The organism is Ferrovibrio terrae, from assembly GCF_943372915.1.
Lineage (GTDB): Bacteria > Pseudomonadota > Alphaproteobacteria > Ferrovibrionales > Ferrovibrionaceae > Ferrovibrio > Ferrovibrio terrae_A.
Genome location: NZ_CALSAN010000023.1, coordinates 13,693 through 30,832, shown reverse-complemented (window position 1 = coordinate 30,832; position 17,140 = coordinate 13,693). Strand labels below are relative to the sequence as shown.

At 64.2% G+C, this 17,140-nt stretch carries 21 protein-coding genes and 1 other RNA gene; 8 read left to right on the top strand and 14 right to left on the bottom strand.

The features are described from left to right. Window positions 1-14: 14 nt before the first annotated feature. The gene (locus tag AAG821_RS15600) at window positions 15-869 is read left to right on the top strand and encodes a hypothetical protein (RefSeq protein WP_341913417.1); all 855 of its coding nucleotides are present in this window, start codon (window positions 15-17) and stop codon (window positions 867-869) included. On the opposite strand, the gene AAG821_RS15595 is transcribed toward AAG821_RS15600, so the two are convergent. The 4 genes from AAG821_RS15595 to AAG821_RS15580 form a co-directional block, all read right to left on the bottom strand. Continuing rightward, window positions 855-1,328 (bottom strand): DUF2867 domain-containing protein, encoded by a 474-nt coding sequence (locus AAG821_RS15595; protein ID WP_341913415.1) that lies wholly within the window; start codon window positions 1,326-1,328, stop codon window positions 855-857. The genes AAG821_RS15600 and AAG821_RS15595 overlap by 15 nt on opposite strands. Window positions 1,329-1,382: 54 nt before the next feature. Beyond that, complete coding sequence (locus AAG821_RS15590) at window positions 1,383-1,874, bottom strand: DUF2867 domain-containing protein (RefSeq protein WP_341913414.1); 492 nt, start codon at window positions 1,872-1,874, stop codon at window positions 1,383-1,385. A 121-nt stretch (window positions 1,875-1,995) separates the two neighbouring features. Continuing rightward, window positions 1,996-2,400 carry a DoxX family protein gene (locus AAG821_RS15585; RefSeq protein ID WP_341913412.1) on the bottom strand — a complete coding sequence of 135 codons (405 nt, stop codon included), beginning with the start codon at window positions 2,398-2,400 and terminating at the stop codon, window positions 1,996-1,998. 154 nt (window positions 2,401-2,554) lie between these two features. Further along, window positions 2,555-3,205: a glutathione S-transferase N-terminal domain-containing protein gene (locus AAG821_RS15580; RefSeq protein WP_341913411.1), complete on the bottom strand. Its 651-nt coding sequence runs from the start codon at window positions 3,203-3,205 to the stop codon at window positions 2,555-2,557. Between the two features lie 129 nt (window positions 3,206-3,334). Here AAG821_RS15580 and AAG821_RS15575 point away from each other — a divergent pair, with 129 nt between their 5' ends. Then, entirely contained in the window at window positions 3,335-3,736 is a 402-nt protein-coding gene (locus tag AAG821_RS15575; RefSeq protein WP_341913409.1) for a helix-turn-helix domain-containing protein, read from the top strand. Between the two features lie 7 nt (window positions 3,737-3,743). Further along, complete coding sequence (locus AAG821_RS15570; protein ID WP_341913408.1) at window positions 3,744-4,784, top strand: DUF4238 domain-containing protein; 1,041 nt, start codon at window positions 3,744-3,746, stop codon at window positions 4,782-4,784. A gap of 95 nt (window positions 4,785-4,879) precedes the next feature. Here AAG821_RS15570 and rplS read toward each other — a convergent pair whose 3' ends face one another. The 8 genes from rplS to AAG821_RS15530 all read right to left on the bottom strand — a co-directional run bounded on the left by rplS (window position 4,880) and on the right by AAG821_RS15530 (window position 10,650). Beyond that, complete coding sequence (rplS, locus tag AAG821_RS15565; protein ID WP_341913406.1) at window positions 4,880-5,263, bottom strand: 50S ribosomal protein L19; 384 nt, start codon at window positions 5,261-5,263, stop codon at window positions 4,880-4,882. Window positions 5,264-5,304: 41 nt separating this feature from the next. Next, complete coding sequence (gene trmD, locus AAG821_RS15560; protein ID WP_341913404.1) at window positions 5,305-6,048, bottom strand: tRNA (guanosine(37)-N1)-methyltransferase TrmD; 744 nt, start codon at window positions 6,046-6,048, stop codon at window positions 5,305-5,307. A gap of 1 nt (window position 6,049) precedes the next feature. Next, window positions 6,050-6,616 (bottom strand): ribosome maturation factor RimM, encoded by a 567-nt coding sequence (rimM, locus tag AAG821_RS15555; RefSeq protein WP_341913402.1) that lies wholly within the window; start codon window positions 6,614-6,616, stop codon window positions 6,050-6,052. A gap of 3 nt (window positions 6,617-6,619) precedes the next feature. After that, window positions 6,620-6,994 (bottom strand): 30S ribosomal protein S16, encoded by a 375-nt coding sequence (rpsP, locus tag AAG821_RS15550; protein WP_341913400.1) that lies wholly within the window; start codon window positions 6,992-6,994, stop codon window positions 6,620-6,622. A gap of 54 nt (window positions 6,995-7,048) precedes the next feature. Beyond that, window positions 7,049-8,437, bottom strand: coding sequence for a signal recognition particle protein (ffh, locus tag AAG821_RS15545; protein ID WP_341913398.1), 1,389 nt, complete (start codon window positions 8,435-8,437; stop codon window positions 7,049-7,051). A 233-nt stretch (window positions 8,438-8,670) separates the two neighbouring features. Further along, window positions 8,671-9,045 carry a response regulator gene (locus AAG821_RS15540; RefSeq protein ID WP_341913397.1) on the bottom strand — a complete coding sequence of 125 codons (375 nt, stop codon included), beginning with the start codon at window positions 9,043-9,045 and terminating at the stop codon, window positions 8,671-8,673. Between the two features lie 9 nt (window positions 9,046-9,054). Beyond that, the gene (locus AAG821_RS15535; protein WP_341913395.1) at window positions 9,055-9,972 is read right to left on the bottom strand and encodes a DUF3108 domain-containing protein; all 918 of its coding nucleotides are present in this window, start codon (window positions 9,970-9,972) and stop codon (window positions 9,055-9,057) included. 132 nt (window positions 9,973-10,104) lie between these two features. Then, entirely contained in the window at window positions 10,105-10,650 is a 546-nt protein-coding gene (locus tag AAG821_RS15530) for a hypothetical protein (protein WP_341913392.1), read from the bottom strand. A 142-nt stretch (window positions 10,651-10,792) separates the two neighbouring features. On the opposite strand from AAG821_RS15530, the gene AAG821_RS15525 reads away from it, so the two are divergent. From AAG821_RS15525 to AAG821_RS15510, 4 genes are read left to right on the top strand one after another with little or no spacing between them, the layout of a single operon-like run. Then, complete coding sequence (locus AAG821_RS15525) at window positions 10,793-13,024, top strand: ATP-binding protein (protein WP_341913390.1); 2,232 nt, start codon at window positions 10,793-10,795, stop codon at window positions 13,022-13,024. Continuing rightward, on the top strand, window positions 13,021-13,413 hold the full coding sequence (locus tag AAG821_RS15520; protein WP_341913388.1) for a response regulator: 393 nt from the start codon (window positions 13,021-13,023) through the stop codon (window positions 13,411-13,413). The genes AAG821_RS15525 and AAG821_RS15520 overlap by 4 nt, the downstream gene beginning before the upstream one ends. Window positions 13,414-13,459: 46 nt before the next feature. Beyond that, window positions 13,460-14,452 carry a methylmalonyl Co-A mutase-associated GTPase MeaB gene (gene meaB / locus AAG821_RS15515; protein WP_341913387.1) on the top strand — a complete coding sequence of 331 codons (993 nt, stop codon included), beginning with the start codon at window positions 13,460-13,462 and terminating at the stop codon, window positions 14,450-14,452. Next, a complete protein-coding gene (locus AAG821_RS15510) occupies window positions 14,452-15,462 on the top strand; it encodes an alpha/beta fold hydrolase (protein WP_341913384.1) in 1,011 nt (336 codons plus the stop codon). The genes meaB and AAG821_RS15510 overlap by 1 nt, the downstream gene beginning before the upstream one ends. On the opposite strand, the gene AAG821_RS15505 is transcribed toward AAG821_RS15510, so the two are convergent. Continuing rightward, window positions 15,459-15,887, bottom strand: coding sequence for a DOPA 4,5-dioxygenase family protein (locus AAG821_RS15505; RefSeq protein WP_341913383.1), 429 nt, complete (start codon window positions 15,885-15,887; stop codon window positions 15,459-15,461). The two genes, AAG821_RS15510 and AAG821_RS15505, sit on opposite strands and share 4 nt — an antisense overlap. Then, window positions 15,887-16,897, bottom strand: a complete 1,011-nt coding sequence (nudC, locus tag AAG821_RS15500; RefSeq protein WP_341913382.1) for an NAD(+) diphosphatase — start codon at window positions 16,895-16,897, stop codon at window positions 15,887-15,889. The genes AAG821_RS15505 and nudC overlap by 1 nt, the downstream gene beginning before the upstream one ends. A gap of 140 nt (window positions 16,898-17,037) precedes the next feature. Between nudC and ffs the strand changes: the two genes are divergently transcribed. Further along, window positions 17,038-17,136, top strand: an RNA gene (ffs, locus tag AAG821_RS15495) — signal recognition particle sRNA small type. Window positions 17,137-17,140 lie beyond the last annotated feature (4 nt).

Below are 17,140 nucleotides of genomic sequence, written 5' to 3'. Positions count from 1 at the left end.
GGGGGGTGAATACAATGATGCGCATTGTCCTGGGCCTGTTGCTGGGCCTGCTGCCGTTCACACTGTCGGCCGCGCCGATCCCGGCCGGCGACGGCTATCAGGTGGTGCGGGTGAAGGACTTCAATCTTGAAGTCTTCACCTACAAGCCGGCCAATTACAGCCATGGCCCGCTGCTGCTGGTCTTCCATGGTGTCGATCGCAATGCCGATACCTATCGCGACAATGCCAAAACCATCGCCGACCGTTTCGGCATGGCGGTGGCGGCGCCGCTGTTCGACAAAAGCCGTTTCCCCAGCGCGCTGTACCAGCAGGGCGGCGTTGCCAACAAGAAGGCGCTGCAGCCGCAGGAAAAATGGATCGGCAACACGGCAATCGCGCTGGCCGACCAGCTGCGCAAGGATGAAGGCAAGCCCGATCTGGATTATTACCTGATCGGCCATTCCGCCGGTGGCCAGTTTCTGGCGCGGCTGGCACCGTTCACGCACCATGCGGCCAAGCGCATCGTCGTTGCCAATCCTTCTTCCTGGGTCTTTCCGACGCTGAAAGAGGATTTCCCCTTCGGCCTCGGCGGCGCCACCGCATCGCTGGTCAATGACGATTTCCTCAAGCGCTATCTGGCAGCACCGCTCACCGTCTATCTCGGCATGACCGATACCGGTGCCACCAACCGCGACGACAGCGAAGACGCAACGGAGCAGGGCGCCACGCGCTACGAACGCGGGTTGAATTTCTTCAGGGCCGGACAGGCGCTGGCGCAAGAGAAAGGCTGGGTGCTGAACTGGCGGCTGGTCGAGGTGCCCAAGGTGGGCCACAACAGCAAGCGCATGTTCGATGCACCGCAGGTGAAAGCCGCACTATTTGGCGACTAGCCGCGCCGCCATCTGCCGCACCATGCTGCGCACGATCAGCTTGTGGAACGGCATGATGATCGCCAGATAGGCGCGCCCGATCCAGTTATGCGTGGCGACAGCCGTGGTCAGCGTAATGCGGCTGCCGTTTGCATCCGGGTCGATCCGCATCAGCGCGCGGAAATCGAGATGGTCGTCATCGAGGCCCGACACCACTGCGGTCTCTGACTCGCTTAACACTGGAAAACCCTTGCGGATCTTTGGCGCCTTGTAGCCGAGCCGGCCCATGATCGTATTGCGTAGGTCCATCAGCGCACCGGCCCAGGCCGGCGGCGTGCTGAAGAAGTCTGCCGAGAGGACGCGCGCATCCAGGTCGCGGCGCGGCACCACCACGCTGAAGGCATCGGCAAAATCGCAGCCGGGCAGGCTGGCGATGAAGGCGGGGTCGGTTGCGGCAGCAACCACGGTGGGCGTGCTCATGGCGGCAGTATGCGCTCAGCCGGCCGCGCCGTCCCGCACCACGATGTCGCAGTGTTACGCTGCGTCATCAGCCAGTTTTGCCGCAATGCGTTTCAGCAGGCTGCGCACGATCAGCCGGTGAAAGGGCATGATGACGGCGAGATAGACGCGGCCCATGCGGTTATGGGTGCGCACGATGGTGCTCACCGTGATCAGGCACAGGTCGGGCCCGTCGGCGCCCAGCCGGATCGTGTCGGTGCGGAACTGGGTGCGGAAATCGAGATGGTCGTCGTTCAGCCCAACCACCACCTCCTCGGCGCTTTCCAGCAGCACCGGCAGGCCGATCTCGTCGGTCTTGATGCCGAACGGTCGCATCACGGCGTTGCGGATTGTCAGCAGCCAACCGGCCCAGTCAGGCAGCTTGCTAAACGCCAGCGCCGCCACCTCGCGCGCATCGATGCCGCGGCTGGGCACCATGATGGCGAAGGCGTCGGAAAAATCCGTACCCGGCAGAGTGGCGATGAAAGCCGGATCGGGCGCGGCATCGGTAACGGTGGGGCTGCGCATCGTTGCAGCATGGCGGCTGTGCGGGATGGCGTCCAGATTCGCCGTCCGGAAATCCGGTGTTGGCGCGGCCAATAAAAAAGCCGCCGATTTGCATCGGCGGCTTTTTCAGGGATAGGCGGGATCAGCCCTTGCGGTTGTCGAGGCTGAACGGACCGGCGCCGAAGACGGCGACGAACAGCAGGCCGCCGACGATGGCGAGGTTTTTGTTGAACATGATGGTCTGCATCATCTTCTGCGCATCCGGCACGGCCCAGTAATTGTGGAAGCCGACGGCAGCCGCCAGGGTGAAGGCAGCCAGGATCAGGGCGGCATAGCGGGTCTTGAAGCCGACCAGCAGGGCGGCGGCGACCACGATCTCGACGACGATGGCGATGACGGCGCCGACTTCCGGCATCGGCAGACCCTTGGAGGTGATGTAGCCCACCGTGTTCTGGAAGCCGGTGACCTTGCTGATGCCGGCCGGGATATAGAGATACGCGATCAGGATGCGGCCCAGCAGCGGGCCAAACTTTTCGAGCAGTGCCATGGGAGTGGGTCCTTCAGTTTATCGTTGCTGTTGGTTGAGCTGGTTTCTTGTTGGGTAGATCAGGGCAGCGCGACTGTATCGCGCTGCCCCTCCGGTTCCAATAAATCACCCGGATGTCAGGATAACACCTTCGTGTTAGCCGGATTCGCTTGGCTCAGGCGGCCTGGTCCATCGCCGCCAGGGCCTCGGCCTCGCGCGCCAGGGCGCGCTGCACCGCCGGGCGCTGCTTCATGCGCTCGAAATGCTTGGCATAGTTCGGATAGGCCGACACATCGAGGCCGAGCTTGGTCGCCCAGTTGAAGAAGACGAAGATATAGCCATCGGCGACCGACCACTCGCCGAACAGCCAGTCCTTGCCGGCCAGCGCCTTTTCGATGAGGGCGAAGTTGGCGGCATTGGCCTTGGTCGCCAGCGCCTTGATGTTGTCGGCGCTGTCGGGCAGGTCGGAGAAATTCTGCGGGCCGAAGAAGCGGCTCAGCACCGGATGCACGCCCGAGGCGCACCAGGCGACAAAGGCCAGCGCCTCGGCTTCCTTCAGCGCATCGCCGCTCGGCAGCAGCTTGGCATTCGGATAGGTGCGGTTCAGCCAGGTCAGGATCGCGGTGTTTTCAGTCAGCATCTTGCCGTCGATGCCCAGCATCGGCACCTTGCCCTTGGGATTCAGCGCCAGGTATTCCGGCGTGCGGGTCTGGCCCTTGCGGGTGTAGGTCGGCTTCGGCGTGAAGGCGGCGCCGGTTTCTTCGAGCGCGATATGGGTGGCGAGCGAGCAGGCGCCGGGCGAGAAGTAGAAGTCGAGCTTGGCCATGAAACGGTTTCCTCCAATGGTGTTTCCCGGCGGACTCTAGCAAATGCCGCTGGAAGTCCGGGGCTCAGAGGGATAGCCTAGTGCAGTATCAATTTGCAAGTAGGCACCCAAAACCTCTATACTTACCAAATGGCTACTGAAAGCGACTTCGATTTCCGCCACGACCTGACCGCCGACGGCCAGCCGCTCTGCGCGCGCATGATCTGCGCCACGCTGGACCTGATCGCCAACAAATGGGCGGTGCCGATCATTCTCAGCCTGGCCCGGGCCAAGGGCGAACCGCTGCGCTTTTCCGAATTGTCGCGCGCCATTCCGCTGATCACGCAGAAGGAACTGACCAAGCAGCTCCGCGCGCTGGAAACCGCCGGCCTGGTCGGCCGCCGCGTGCATGCCGCCGTGCCGCCGAAGGTGGAATACTGGCTCACCGATCTGGGCCGTTCGCTGCGCCCGGTGCTGGACGAACTCGGCAAATGGGCGGCGCAGAACGGCCCGCGGCTGCGCGCGCCGCGCGCGCGCGAGGCGGCGGAGTAGGCAATAGATGGCGCGAAACGACTCGCGTGCAGAGAATCATCATTATGTCCCGAAGATGCTTCTTCGCAATTTTGTGCCAAACGAAGCAAAAGAGCAGCTGTTCGTTTTTGATAAGAAGTTAGAAAAATCCTTTCCGTCGAACGTTAAAAACATCGCTACGGAACGAAACTTCTACGATCTCAGCTCGCCAAATGGCGGCGGCGATCTAGAGGCATCACTATCGGAAATGGAGCACAAGACGGCGCAAGCTTTCGAAAAATTATTGAAGGAGCGCGATTTAAAAGTCCTCACAGAAAGCGATAGATCCTGGATTGGTGTTTTTATTGCGTCCCAACATGTTCGAGTGAAAAACTTTCGTGAAGTCATAAAAGATCTTAATGGGAAGATGGTGGAGAAAATACGCGGCATGGGTGGAGCCCCAGAGGATGTGGAGGGTTTTCAGTCCATTCAAACAGATGATCAAATAAAAGAATTTTCCATCTACTTTTTATTGAAGTCACTCCCCGAATTTTCGTCACTGATGCTGAATAAATTGTGGATTCTCTTCAGTACTGATGAGAATGATCCGTTCTGGATTTCCGACAACCCGGTAACCTTGCACAACGACCTAGAGTTTGGTCCATATGGCAACATAGGTCTTGGTGTAAGAGGGATTCAGATTCACTTACCGTTATCGACAACGCTTATGCTGGCTTTATGGTGCCCGAGTTATGCGGATCAATTCATTGGAGCGTATGATAGGGCGTTAGAGAATAAGAAGCGCCTTGAGGCCCAGCGAGTATTAGGTGTATCGCCATATTTGAACTCTATTGATCGTGAATTAAGCGCTTTGAGCGGCCCTTTGACGAGGCTTGCGCCATTGGTTGTTCCAATGAAAGAGGGTGTGCCTAGTCGAGCCTCAGCCGAGAATGTTTTGTTCTATAATTCATTGCAGGCGAAGTGGGCGGAACGCTTTGTAATGTCGCCAAAGAATGATTTTCAAATGGTGCGCCGGATGCTTAAGGAATTTCCCCATACTAAAAGGGGAATGCGAGCAACTTTGGACTAGCAAAAACGAAAAGCCGCCCGCATCCCTGATCACGGGATGCAGGCGGCTTCAGGTCAGACGGGTCGTCGCGCCAGTGCGGAACCGGCGCGGACGCCTTACGCCTTGGCGGTCTTGCCCGAGGCGTCGCGCTTCTCGGTGATGCGCGCGGCCTTACCGGTACGACCACGCAGGTAGTACAGCTTGGCGCGGCGCACGTCGCCGCGGCGGACCACCACGATCGACTCGATGCGCGGGCTGTAGAGCGGGAAGATACGCTCCACGCCTTCGCCATACGAAATCTTGCGCACGGTGAAGGAGGAATTCACGCCGCGGTTGGAGCGGGCGATGCACACGCCTTCATAGGCCTGCACGCGCTCGCGGCCGCCTTCGACCACCTTCACGTTGACGGTGAGGGTATCGCCGGGGGCGAAATCCGGCACCGCGCGGGCGGCGACGAGAGCATCGGACTGCTCTTTCTCGATCTGCTGCATCAGGTTCATGGCACTCTGCCTTTCTGTCTTCAGTAAAAGTTCAAACTCGTTCAATTCTTTCCCGCCGGCTTGCGCCCACGGTAACGCTCCCACAGGTCCGGCCGGCGCTCGGCGGTGATCGTTTCCGCCATCTCGCGCCGCCAGGCTGCGATCTTCTCGTGGTGGCCGGACAGCAGCACATCGGGCACCGCCAGGCCTTCCCACATCTGCGGCCGGGTATACTGGGGATATTCCAGCAAACCGTCCGCGAAACTCTCCTCGGTGCCGGACTCTTCGGCACCCATCACCCCGGGCAGCAACCGCACGACTGCATCCAGCAGCGCATATGCGGCGATCTCGCCACCCGACAGGACGAAGTCGCCGAGGCTGACCTCGACAACGGGGCGCGCCTGCAGAAAGCGCTCGTCCACCCCCTCGAAACGGCCGCAGAGCAGCGTCGCTCCACCGGCCGCCTTCACCTCATGCACCAGCGCCTGATCCAGGCGCCGGCCACGCGGCGAGAAATAGATCAGCGGTTGCCCGCTGGTCTCGCCCTCCGTCCCTGCCAGTGTCGCATCGAGCGCACTAGCCAGCACATCGGGCCGCATCACCATGCCCGGCCCGCCACCGAAGGGCGTGTCGTCGACGGTGCGGTGCTTGTCGCGCGCGAAGTCGCGAATATCCACCACCGTCAGCGACCAGCGCCCCTCATTCAGGGCACGACCGGCCAGGCTCTGTCCCAGCGGACCGGGGAACATCGCGGGATACAAAGTCAGTATCCGCGCATTCCACGGCGTGGCCGGGACGGTACTCAACTCACTCTCCGGCCTGTTCGGCCGCCCGCTCGGCTGCTTCTGCCTTGCGGTCCTCTTCGGTGCCCGGGTCGCCGAGCCAGAAGGCCGGCTCCACCGTCACCCTGCCGGCGGCGAGGTCCACTTCGGGGACCGCATCGTCGGTAAACGGCACCATCGCCGAACGGCCGCTGTCGGTTTTCACCTCCAGCATGTCGCCGGCACCGTAGTTGTGCACCGCTGTCACGCGGCCCAGAACCCGGCCCGACATCACCGCCGTCAGGCCCACCAGATCGGCGAAGTAGAACTCGCCATCGCCGGCCTGGGGCAGGGCGGAGCGCTGAATGTAGAGCTCCGTCCCCTTCATCGCCTCGGCCGCGTTGCGGTCCTCGACGCCCTTGATACGCGCAATCACTACATCACCTTTCGACAGGCGCAGCACCTTCAGCGGATACGTCTTCGTCGCACCGGCGTCCTGCAGGGGACCGTAATCCCCCAGCGATTCCGGGTCGGCAGTGAAGGTTTTCACCTTCACCTCGCCGCGGACGCCCTGCGCGCCGATCACGACGCCCAGCAGAAGAGTGCCGCTCATGCCTTAGGAAGCAGCGGCTTCTTCAGCCGGCTTCTCGGCAGCGGCCTTGGCAGCTTCCTCAGCAGCCTTGATACGCTCCTGGGCCTTCGCCTTCGGCTTGCCCTTCTCCGGGTTGTTGCCGTGGGTCCACTTCACCAGGCCGGCCTTGTCGAAGAAACGGGCGACGCGGTCGGACGGCTGGGCGCCCTGGCTCAGCCAGTACTTGCAACGCTCGACGTCGAGCTGCACGCGCTCGCGGTCCTTCGGCAGCATCGGATCATAGGAACCGATCTTCTCGATGAAACGGCCATCGCGCGGGCTGCGCGAGTCGGCAACGACGATACGGTAATAGGGACGCTTCTTGGCGCCACCGCGGGTCATGCGGATCTTAACGGACATGGTCTTCCTTTCTTCGAACTGTTGAAACTCTGAATACTGAAATACGCGAACCGATCAGTGCAGTTTGGGCATGCCGGGCATCCCCGGCAGCATGGCGCCCATACTGCGCATGAAACCTTTCTGCCCCAGCTTCGACATGCGCTTCATCATGTCGGCCATCTGCAGATGCTGCTTCAGCAGCTTGTTGACATCCTGCACCGAAGTACCCGAGCCCGCCGCGATGCGCTTCTTGCGCGAGGCGTGGATCACCTTGGGATTGGTGCGCTCGTCCTTGGTCATCGAGCCGATGATGGCTTCCTGACGCTTGAGCATGCTTTCATCGACATTGGCGGCGGCCATCTGCTGTTTCACCTTGCCCACGCCGGGCAGCAGGTTCATCACGCCCGACATGCCGCCCATCTTGCGCAGCTGCTTCAACTGGCTGGCCATGTCGTTGAGGTCGAACTGGCCCTTCTGCACGCGGGCGGCCAGCCGTTCGGCCTCTTCCTTCTCGATCGTCTCGGCGGCTTTTTCGACCAGCGAGACGATGTCGCCCATACCGAGGATGCGCTGCGCGATACGCTGCGGATGGAACGGCTCGATGGCATCGACCTTTTCGCCGACGCCGATCAGCTTGATCGGCTTGCCGGTGACGGCGCGCATCGAAAGGGCTGCACCGCCGCGGCCATCGCCGTCGACGCGGGTCAGCACGATGCCGGTGACACCGACGCGCTCGTTGAAGCTCTTCGCGACATTCACCGCGTCCTGGCCGGTCAGCGAGTCGGCGACCAGCAGGGTTTCATGCGGCTGGACGGCATCGCGCACGGCGGCCACTTCCAGCATCAAAGTCTCGTCGATATGCAGGCGGCCGGCGGTATCCAGCATCAGCACGTCATAGCCGCCGAGCTTGGCGGCCTGCAGCGCGCGCTTGGCGATATCCACCGGCATCTGGCCGGCGACGACCGGCAGCACCGGGATATTGTTCTGCTCGCCCAGAATCTTCAGCTGTTCCTGCGCCGCCGGGCGATAGACGTCGAGCGACGCCATCAGCACCTTCTTGCGCTCCTTGGTCATCAGGCGCAGCGCGATCTTCGCCGTGCTGGTCGTCTTGCCCGAACCCTGCAGGCCGACCATCAGCACGGGCACCGGCGGCACGGCATTCAGGCTGATGCCGGCGTCGTCTTCACCGGCCTCGGCGCCACCGCCCAGCATCTCGACGAGATGATCATGGACGATCTTGATGACCATCTGGCCCGGGGTGACCGAGCGCAGCACATCCTGGCCGACGGCCTTGGACTTCACGCCATCGATGAAGGTTTTCACGACGGGCAGGGCCACGTCGGCTTCCAGCAGGGCGACGCGAACCTCGCGCAGCGCTTCCGAGACGTCAGACTCCGACAGCGCGCCGCGCTTGCGCAGCCGCTCGAAGACCTCTCCCAGTTTGCCGCTCAGAGATTCGAACATCTCGACCCTGAAAACCTCTCAAATGGCCCAAAACGAAACGACGCCCGTGCGCGACACTCGCGGACGGACGGCGGTCCTCGGACCGGACTGCTTCCAAAGCTTCAGAAAGCGGGCGGAATAAAGCCTTTCGGGCCGGAGAAGTCAACCCGGGGGGCTCAGCCAGAACGGAGAAAGATGCCCGGGTCAAGCCCAGGGATGACAAAATCCACATTTATATTATATAAATCAAATACTTAATTTACAAACCGCCGCAAGGTCTCGACCAGCTTGCGGGGATCGATCGGTTTCAGCAGCACCTCGTTCATCCCGCTGGACAGGCATTCCCGCCGCACCTCGATCCCGTCGGCGGCGGTGATGGCGATGATCGGCACCTTCATGCCGCGCGGACCGCAGGCCAGGCGGATTTCCTGGGTGGCCTTGATGCCGTTGAGGCCGGGCATGCGGATATCCATCAGGATGGCGGCGATCTCGGGCAATTCGATGAACAGGTTGATGGCATCGCGGCCATCCCTGGCGAAGACCGGTTCGTAGCCGAGCGCGGTCAGCAGCTTTTCAAACACTGCCTGTCCGCTGGTGGCGTCGTCGGCAACCAGTATTTTGCGTGCCATTATGTGGGTTCAGTTCGTGCTGTCGCGGGGAATTTCGGTACGAATGAAGCCGACCGGCTTGAGCCACTCGCGGCCATTGAGTGCTGCGCTGCTGATCCAGGTGCTGGCGCTGGCAAAGCGTGAGCTGCCCTCCATCTGCACCGGCAGCCAGGCATCGAAGCCGGTCGGCTGCACCAGCCAGACATAGGTGGGCTGCTCGTCCTTGGCGCTCCATTCGGCCAGGTATTTGCGGGTATAGCCGGCCACCGGTTCCAGCTTCACCATGCATTTGAAGGCCGGGCCGCTATAGGCCGTGCGGTTGTGCGGCTTCACGACATCCGGCCCCAGCGGGGTGAAATGCATGTTGTAGCGCCGCCGGCCGTCGTAGATCGCCTCGCTGCCCTCGCAGGGCGGCACCGGGCCGCCGCGCAGCACGCGTGACACCATCGCCGTGGTCGGGTCCAGCGTGTCGCGCTTCAGCAGGTCGGGCACCTCTTCGCGGTCATCCTCGTCATTGGGCGGAAACACCTCGGCGACCGGCAGGCCATCGGCGCCCCAGATCATGCGAGTCACCCGCTTCGACCAGGTGCCATCGCTGTCGGTGGTGTAGCGTACCGGCAGCAGGCGACCGTCCTGGGCCACGCGTGCCGCCGACTGGCCGGTCATGGTCATGCGCATCGCCCAGTCGAGCATGCCGGCGGTGCGCATGCCGATCTCCACCCGCAAGTCATCGGCATCGCGCTGCAGGGTCATGCGTACTTCCATGCCCTTGCTGCCCAGCGCATAGAGGCCGAAGTCGATGGTGGCGCGCTGCAGGCTTTCGCCCGCGATGCTGGCATGGGGAACGGGGAGGACGCTGGCAAGCAGCGGCGCCGGGGTCTGTGCCCGCAATGGCAGCGCGGGCACGAACAGCAGCGGCAGGATCACGGATGTAATCAGCTTGCGCATGTCTGCAATTTTAAGCCTGTATCGCGACTTTTCCGAGGCGTATTTTCGCGCGGGAATACGGCAAATTCGGGCGTGTGCGGAGAGTTCAGCGCCGGGCCTGCACCCAGTCCGCGACCAAAAGGCGGGTCAGACTCAGGCGTCGGTGGTGCTCAACTCGCGGCCCACGGCCAGGCGCAGGCCGCGCAGCAGGTCTTCGCCCGCCCGGCCCATATCGGGGCGGGTCTCGGCCCGGCGGAGCGCATAGAGCGCGTCGATCAGCAGGCCGATCAGATCCAGGTGGCGGCTTTCGGCCGGCATGGCGCGACGCAGCGACTGGCTCAGCAGCGTGATGCCGCTGGCCAGCAGGGCCCAGCGATTGGCCGCTGCCGCCTCGGCCAGAGCATCGCAATCCTGCTGCGCATCGCTGAGGAACAGCAGGGCGGAAACGGCGTCTTCACGGGCCTTGGCGAAACGGCCGCGCATCAGGTCGATGCGGGCGGCCACGGCCGCGGAATCGAAGGCGACGGGCGGCGTGACGGCTGGTTCAGCCGAACCCTGCGATGCCGCCGTTGCCCGTGCGGTGCGCGACAGGTCGGCGCGGGCCTGCTCCAGCCGCGCGGCCGCAGTGCTGCGATCCAAGCGGGGCTGCGCCGGCAGGAAGGGGTCGTTCGCGGTGTGGTCGTCAGGCCGATTCGCCATGGGTGATACCGGAATACGAATCCCGGGGAGTCCCTGTCAATCACGGACTACCCGATTCGCCGTATTTCATACCCAGATTGCACTTTTGGGTTGCAATTCGATGGCATCACCGACCGCCCTTTGCTAGCGTTGGTCCAAGAGCATGGGGGCACGCCTGGACCGGGACGCTGCATCATCCGCGTCGAAAGACGCCGCGCAGGGCCGCCTTGCCCGCGTGGTGGACCTGTTCGTGCCGCCGGCCGTGCTGCGCGAGGGCGATCCGCGCAAGCTGCACCGCTATCGCAGCATCGTGCAGCTCAGCCTCTCGGTCTGCATCGCGCTGCTGCTGATCCCGCCCTATCTGCTGATCCGTTCCGGTCTCACCGGCTGGGAGATCGCCGGCTTCATCTCGATGATCGGCGGGCCGCTGCTCGGCGCGCTGCTGATCCGCATCACCGGCAATATCGCGCTCGCCATCGGCTTCATGGCGCTGAATGGCGGCGTGGGCAACACCATCCTCACGCTCGGCACCGGCGGGCTGGCTTCGTCGTTTGCGCTGTTCAGCGTGCTGGGGCTGGCGCTCACCATGCTGACCAGCAGCGCAAAGGTCATTGCCTGGGTCGCCGCCATGGCGGCGCTGAATTTCATCGTGCTGCTGGTCTGCCACCTGCTCGATCTCGTGCCGGCCTTCGAAGTGCCGCGGCAGGAGCAGATCCTGCTGCATTTCCTCTGCCTGATCTTCGCCGTACTGCTGATGACGCGCTCGGCGATTGCCGCACTCGCCGCCCGCACCAAGGCCAAGCAGGCATTGCAGGATGCCCGGCTGCAGGCCGAGGCGGCCACCAAGGCGAAGTCGGAATTCCTTGCCATGATGAGCCACGAGATCCGCACGCCGATGAATGGCGTGCTGGGCCTCACCCGCCTGCTGCTGAAAACGCCGCTGGATGCCGAACAGCGCAGCCTGGCCAGCACGGCGCTGCAGTCGGGTGAAAGCCTGCTCGGCATCCTCAATGACATCCTCGATTTCTCGAAGCTGGAATCGGGCCGCATCGACCTGGAGGAGATCGACTTCGATCTGCCGGCACAGATCGCCGCTGTCATCGCGCTGCTGGGCTCGCGCGCCGGCGAGAAGGGTCTCGCGCTGCGCGACCGCTTCGGGCCCGATGTGCCGCAATTCCTGCGCGGCGATCCCAACCGCCTGCGCCAGGTGCTGCTCAACCTGCTGTCCAATGCGGTCAAGTTCACCGAGCGCGGCCATGTCGAGATCGCGGTGCTGCGCGAACCAGACGGCGACGATGGCAGGATTGCGCTGCGCTTCGAGGTGCGCGACACCGGCATCGGCATTGCGCCCGAGCAGCGCGACCGCCTGTTCGCGCATTTCTCGCAGGCCGATTCTTCCATCACGCGGCGTTTCGGCGGCACCGGCCTTGGCCTGGCGATCTGCCGCGCGCTGGTGCAGGCGATGGGCGGCGAGATCGGTGTCGACAGCGTATCCGGCGCGGGCAGTGTCTTCTGGTTCCGCCTCCCACTGGCCGAGGGCATGCAGCCGGTCGAGCGCGGTCCCGCCGTGGATCTGGCGCCGCTGCCGCGCCTGCGCATCCTGATCGCCGAAGACAATCCGGTGAACCAGCGCGTCATCACCGGCCTGCTGACATCGGGCGGCCATGACATCACCCTGGTGGAAGACGGCCAGGCCGCGCTCGATGCGGTAATGCAGCAGACCTTCGATCTGCTGCTCACCGATGTGCATATGCCGGTGATGGATGGCATCGCCGCCACCCGCGCGATCCGCGCCCTGCCGGCGCCGCGCGGCCAGATCAGCATCATTGCGGTGACCTCCAGCATGAGCGTGGAAGGCGTGCGCAACTGCCTGAATGCCGGCATGAACGATTTCGTCGGCAAGCCGATCCACCCCGAAGCCCTCGACCTGGCGATCCGCCGCGCCCTCGGCCTGCTGGCCGAGGATGCCGGGGCGCCCGCTGCCGTGCTGGAGGATGACGATGCGCGCGACAGCGGCCCGGCGGTCGATCCGCAGGCGCTGCAGGCGCTGGCCGATGGCGTCGGGCTGCAGGGCCTGGCCGACCTGATCGACCTGTTCTTCGTGATGATGCCCGAGCAGCAGGCCGAGCTGCATCGCGCCCATGCCGCCGGCGACTGGGCCCGGCTGGCGACCCGCGCGCACAGCCTGCGCGGCCCCGGCGGCAGCCTGGGGCTCAACCGCCTGCAGCAGACCGCGCGCCGCGTCGAGGTGGCGGCGCGCAGCGGCGATAGCGCCGCGCTTGGTCCGCTGATGACCAGCCTGGATGCCGAGCTGCGCAGCGGCTGCGAATGGCTGGCCAGCCGGCGCGCCGATCTGGAACAGTTCGCCCCCGCAGCGGCGGGGCTTGCGTCATGACTGCCTTCAAGGATCTCTGGGTGCTGCTGGTGGAGGACGATTCCTATTCCCAGCGCCTGACCCAGATGATGCTCAAGCAGTTCGGTGTCGACCGGCTCGACCTTGCCGCCGATGGCGCCGCGGCTATTGAGCTGTTCACGGAAAAGCGCGGCCATTACGACCTGATCATTTCCGACTGGAACATGCCCAATGTCAGCGGGCTCGATCTGCTCAAGCATGTGCGGGTCAGCGGCACCAAGGCGCGCTTCCTGATGCTGACCAGCAATGCCGGCAAGGAATTCGTGCTCACCGCCCGCCAGCATCAGGTCGATGCCTATATCGCCAAGCCCTTCTCGGCGGCGCAGCTGCATCAGAAGATCGCCACCCTGTTCAATATCAAGGCCTTCTAGGGCACTGCCTGTGGCATCGGCGCCACGGCTTCGCTAAGGTCGCGGCATGTCCGCGCGCCGCAGCACCGATCCCGCCCAGCTTGCCGAGCAGCTGCTCGCCGGCGACCGCCGCGCGCTCGCCCGTGCCATCACGCTGGTCGAATCGCGCCATGCGCAGGACCGTGCGGCGGCCGAAACCCTGCTGCAGGCGATCCTGCCGGCAACCGGCAAGGCCATCCGGCTCGGCATTTCCGGCACGCCGGGTGTCGGCAAATCCAGTTTCATCGAACGCTTCGGCCTGTTTCTCACCGGGCAGGGCAAGAAGGTGGCGGTGCTCGCCATCGATCCGTCCTCCACGCTCTCGGGCGGTTCGATCCTCGGCGACAAGACCCGCATGGAACAGCTCGGCCGCGACGCCAATGCCTTCATCCGGCCCTCGCCCTCGGGCGGCTCGCTCGGCGGCGTGGCGCGCCGCACCCGCGAGGCCATGCTGCTGGCCGAGGCCGCCGGCTTCGATGTCGTGCTGGTGGAAACCGTCGGCGTCGGCCAGTCGGAAACCACGGTGGCCGAAATGGTCGATATGTTTTTGCTGCTGCTGGCGCCGGGCGGCGGCGACGACCTGCAGGGCATCAAGCGCGGCATCATGGAACTGGCCGATCTGGTCATCATCAACAAGGCCGATGGCGACCTGCTGCCCAAGGCGCGGCTGGCAGCCGCCGATTACCGCATGGCCCTGCATCTGATGCGGCCGCGCCACAGCGAATGGCAGCCGCAGGTGCAGATGGTCTCGGCGCTGCTGAACGAGGGTATCGACGCAGTCTGGGCCACGATTGAAGACTTCCGTGCCAAGCTCGACGCCACCGGCAGCTTCCAGGCCCAGCGCCGCCACCAGGCCGAAGGCTGGCTGCTGCGTGAATTGCAGGATGGCCTGCTCGACTGGCTGCGCCATGATCCGGCCATTGCCGGCGAGCTGCCGAAACTCCAGAAGGCGGTCGGTGCCGGCAAGACCACGCCGGCGGCAGCCGCACGCAAAATCCTCTCCATGTTGGGAAAACACTGATGACCTGGGCGACAGCAGCCGGACGGTTCGAGCTTGGCGATCTGAAAACCCAGTCGGGCGAGACGATCAAATCCGCCTTCATCAGCTGGAAGACCCACGGCACGCTGAATGCGGCGCGCGACAATGTGGTGCTCTATCCCACCAGCTATTCGGCGCAGCATCCCGATCTCGAATGGCTGATCGGCCCCGATGGCGTGCTCGATCCGCAGCGGTGGTTCATCGTCATCCCCGACATGTTCGGCAACGGGCTGTCCTCCAGCCCGTCCAACACGCCGGACTATCCCTATCTCGTCACCGCGCATGACAACGTGGCGGCGCAGCGGCGTTTCCTGCAGATGCAATTCAGCATCGAGAAACTTCATGCCGTCTATGGCTGGTCGATGGGCGCGCAGCAGGCCTATCACTGGGCCGCCGATTTCCCCGATGCCGTGCAGCGCATCGTGGTCAATTGCGGCAGCGCGCGCACGGCAGTTCACAACAAAATCTTCCTCGCCAGCCTGATGGCCACGCTGGAGGCAGCACCGGAGCATACCGGCAACGGGCGGTTCAGCGCGCCGCCGAAGGCTGCGATCCGCGCCTTCGGCCGCATCTATGCCAGCTGGGCGCTCAGTCAGGATTTCTACCGCGCCAACCTGCATGTCACGGCATTGAAGGCGCCGGATCTGGAAACCTACTACCGCACCGACTGGGAAGAGCGTTACGCGCGCCGCAACGCCGCCGATCTCTATGCGCAGCTGCGCACCTGGGATGCCGGCGATATCAGCAGCAAGCTGTATGGCGGCGACCTGACGAAGGCGCTGCAGGCGATCAAAGCGAAAGTCCTGCTGATGCCGGGCGCCACGGATCTCTATTTCCGCGTCGCCGATAACGAGGCCGAGCTGCCGCTGCTGCAATCGGCCGAGCTTTGCCCGATCCCCAGCATCTGGGGGCACCGCGCCGGCAATCCGGCGATGAACCCGCCGGACGCTGAATTCATCAAGGTGAATGTGCGGCGCTGGCTGGCGGCTTAAGGCTTCAGGCTCGGCTCCGTATTCGGCCTGATCGGGTCGATCAGGCTCTCATGGGTCTCGATCCGACGCGGCAGTATCGCGCCGTTGATCGCCAGCGCCGCGCCCAGCCACAGCGCATGCACCAGATGGTCGTCATAGGGGCTCAGCGTGTTCGGGTGCACCAGCACGCTTAAACCCTGACGGTTGATCGTCAGCCAGGGCACCAGCTGCGGGAATACGTCGACGGCAAAGGCGACCTGATACATCGGCCGGCTATGCGGCCCCACCAGCGCGTCATGCCAGCGGCCGAGCTGAACCGAAAAGCGCTCGGCGATGCGCTCCCGGATCCAGGCGGCTGTCTCGCGCTCCGCCGCGCCGTCGAAATAGATATGCGCGTGGTAGCTGTCGATCTCGGCCAGCGGGCGCGCCAGTGGCGGGGACTGCATCACGCCCCGGCCAGCCAGCGCCTGGCAATTTGGTGTGCGAGACTCAGCGGCGGCGGCATCCACGGCGGATCGTCGGGGCTGGTCTCTGTCGTCGGCAGGCGCTGCTTGCCGCGCTCCAGCATGGCGGCGGCTTCCGTGCGGCTGAACCAGCGCGCATCTTCCAGTTCGTCATGGTCCACGGTGATCTCGGCATCCAGCGCCTCGGCGATGCAGCCGATCATCAGCGAGGAGGGGAAGGGCCAGGGCTGCGAGATCAGGTAGCGCACGCGGCCGGTGATCACGCCCGATTCTTCCATGATCTCGCGGCGCACCGCTTCCTCGATGCTTTCGCCGGGCTCCATGAAGCCGGCCAGCGCCGAATACATGCCCGGCGCCATGCGGCCCTGCCGGCCCAGCAGCACCATATCCTCGCCGGTCTTCTCGTCGCGGCGTACCGCCAGCATGATGACGACGGGATCGGTGCGCGGGAAATGCGAGGCATTGCACGACAGGCTGGTGCAGCGGCGCACATAGCCGGCCTCGCCCATTTCAGTGGCGCTGCCGCACTGGGCGCAGAAGCCGTGGCGCTGGTGCCAGTCCACCAGGCTGCGCGCCTGGGCCAGGATCGCCGCTTCCTCGGGCGTCAGCTGGGCGGCAATCGAGCGCACATCGATGAATTTCACCGTTTCGCCATGCAGCGCGGCGGTGGTGTCGTCCCTGTCGCCATCGAGGGCGAAATGCGGGATGTCGTCTTCATCCAGGCCGAGGAAAATGCAGGGCAGCGCCGCATGGGCATCGGCCCAGGCGGTATCCAGCCAGTGGATGGCGGCCGGCTTCTGGCTGATATCGACCAGGGCCTTCAGCTCGCGCAGCACCAGGAAGCGGGCCTCGGCATGGCGGCGCTGGGTGGCCAGCCAGTCGGGCTTGCGGCGCGGATTGCCGGCGCGGTCGAGATGGGAGCCGGTGAAGCCCACCGGGCGCTCACGCTTGGCTGGCGCGGGGGGCGGGGTCGGGGTGTCAGGGCTAAGCATGCCGAAACGCTGTCATATCCGGCTGGCCCCGTCCATTGCCGGGGATTGTGAAAAAACCAGCCCCGAATCGCCCCGGAATCGCCAAGGAATCAACCGTCCTGCCCATTGAAAAGCCGGGGCCGATGCTTGATATAAGGCCCGGGAGGTTGGCGGCGGACGAGCGCCTCGCCAACCCGGTCAGGTCCGGAAGGAAGCAGCCGTAACGAGTTTCCGTTCGGGTCGTTGTTCAGCCTCCCACCTCTT

Coding starts and splice junctions, on each gene's coding strand:
- AAG821_RS15570 (WP_341913408.1), top strand. CDS start 3,744: ATGGCGCGAAACGACTCGCGTGCAGAGAATCATCATTATGTCCCGAAG.
- meaB (WP_341913387.1), top strand. CDS start 13,460: ATGTCCGCGCGCCGCAGCACCGATCCCGCCCAGCTTGCCGAGCAGCTG.
- AAG821_RS15525 (WP_341913390.1), top strand. CDS start 10,793: ATGGGGGCACGCCTGGACCGGGACGCTGCATCATCCGCGTCGAAAGAC.
- AAG821_RS15585 (WP_341913412.1), bottom strand. CDS start 2,400: ATGGCACTGCTCGAAAAGTTTGGCCCGCTGCTGGGCCGCATCCTGATC.
- ffh (WP_341913398.1), bottom strand. CDS start 8,437: ATGTTCGAATCTCTGAGCGGCAAACTGGGAGAGGTCTTCGAGCGGCTG.
- AAG821_RS15590 (WP_341913414.1), bottom strand. CDS start 1,874: ATGCGCAGCCCCACCGTTACCGATGCCGCGCCCGATCCGGCTTTCATC.
- AAG821_RS15510 (WP_341913384.1), top strand. CDS start 14,452: ATGACCTGGGCGACAGCAGCCGGACGGTTCGAGCTTGGCGATCTGAAA.
- AAG821_RS15535 (WP_341913395.1), bottom strand. CDS start 9,972: ATGCGCAAGCTGATTACATCCGTGATCCTGCCGCTGCTGTTCGTGCCC.
- nudC (WP_341913382.1), bottom strand. CDS start 16,897: ATGCTTAGCCCTGACACCCCGACCCCGCCCCCCGCGCCAGCCAAGCGT.
- rimM (WP_341913402.1), bottom strand. CDS start 6,616: ATGAGCGGCACTCTTCTGCTGGGCGTCGTGATCGGCGCGCAGGGCGTC.
- AAG821_RS15575 (WP_341913409.1), top strand. CDS start 3,335: ATGGCTACTGAAAGCGACTTCGATTTCCGCCACGACCTGACCGCCGAC.
- AAG821_RS15580 (WP_341913411.1), bottom strand. CDS start 3,205: ATGGCCAAGCTCGACTTCTACTTCTCGCCCGGCGCCTGCTCGCTCGCC.
- AAG821_RS15505 (WP_341913383.1), bottom strand. CDS start 15,887: ATGCAGTCCCCGCCACTGGCGCGCCCGCTGGCCGAGATCGACAGCTAC.
- AAG821_RS15600 (WP_341913417.1), top strand. CDS start 15: ATGATGCGCATTGTCCTGGGCCTGTTGCTGGGCCTGCTGCCGTTCACA.
- rpsP (WP_341913400.1), bottom strand. CDS start 6,994: ATGTCCGTTAAGATCCGCATGACCCGCGGTGGCGCCAAGAAGCGTCCC.
- AAG821_RS15540 (WP_341913397.1), bottom strand. CDS start 9,045: ATGGCACGCAAAATACTGGTTGCCGACGACGCCACCAGCGGACAGGCA.
- AAG821_RS15595 (WP_341913415.1), bottom strand. CDS start 1,328: ATGAGCACGCCCACCGTGGTTGCTGCCGCAACCGACCCCGCCTTCATC.
- rplS (WP_341913406.1), bottom strand. CDS start 5,263: ATGAACCTGATGCAGCAGATCGAGAAAGAGCAGTCCGATGCTCTCGTC.
- AAG821_RS15530 (WP_341913392.1), bottom strand. CDS start 10,650: ATGGCGAATCGGCCTGACGACCACACCGCGAACGACCCCTTCCTGCCG.
- AAG821_RS15520 (WP_341913388.1), top strand. CDS start 13,021: ATGACTGCCTTCAAGGATCTCTGGGTGCTGCTGGTGGAGGACGATTCC.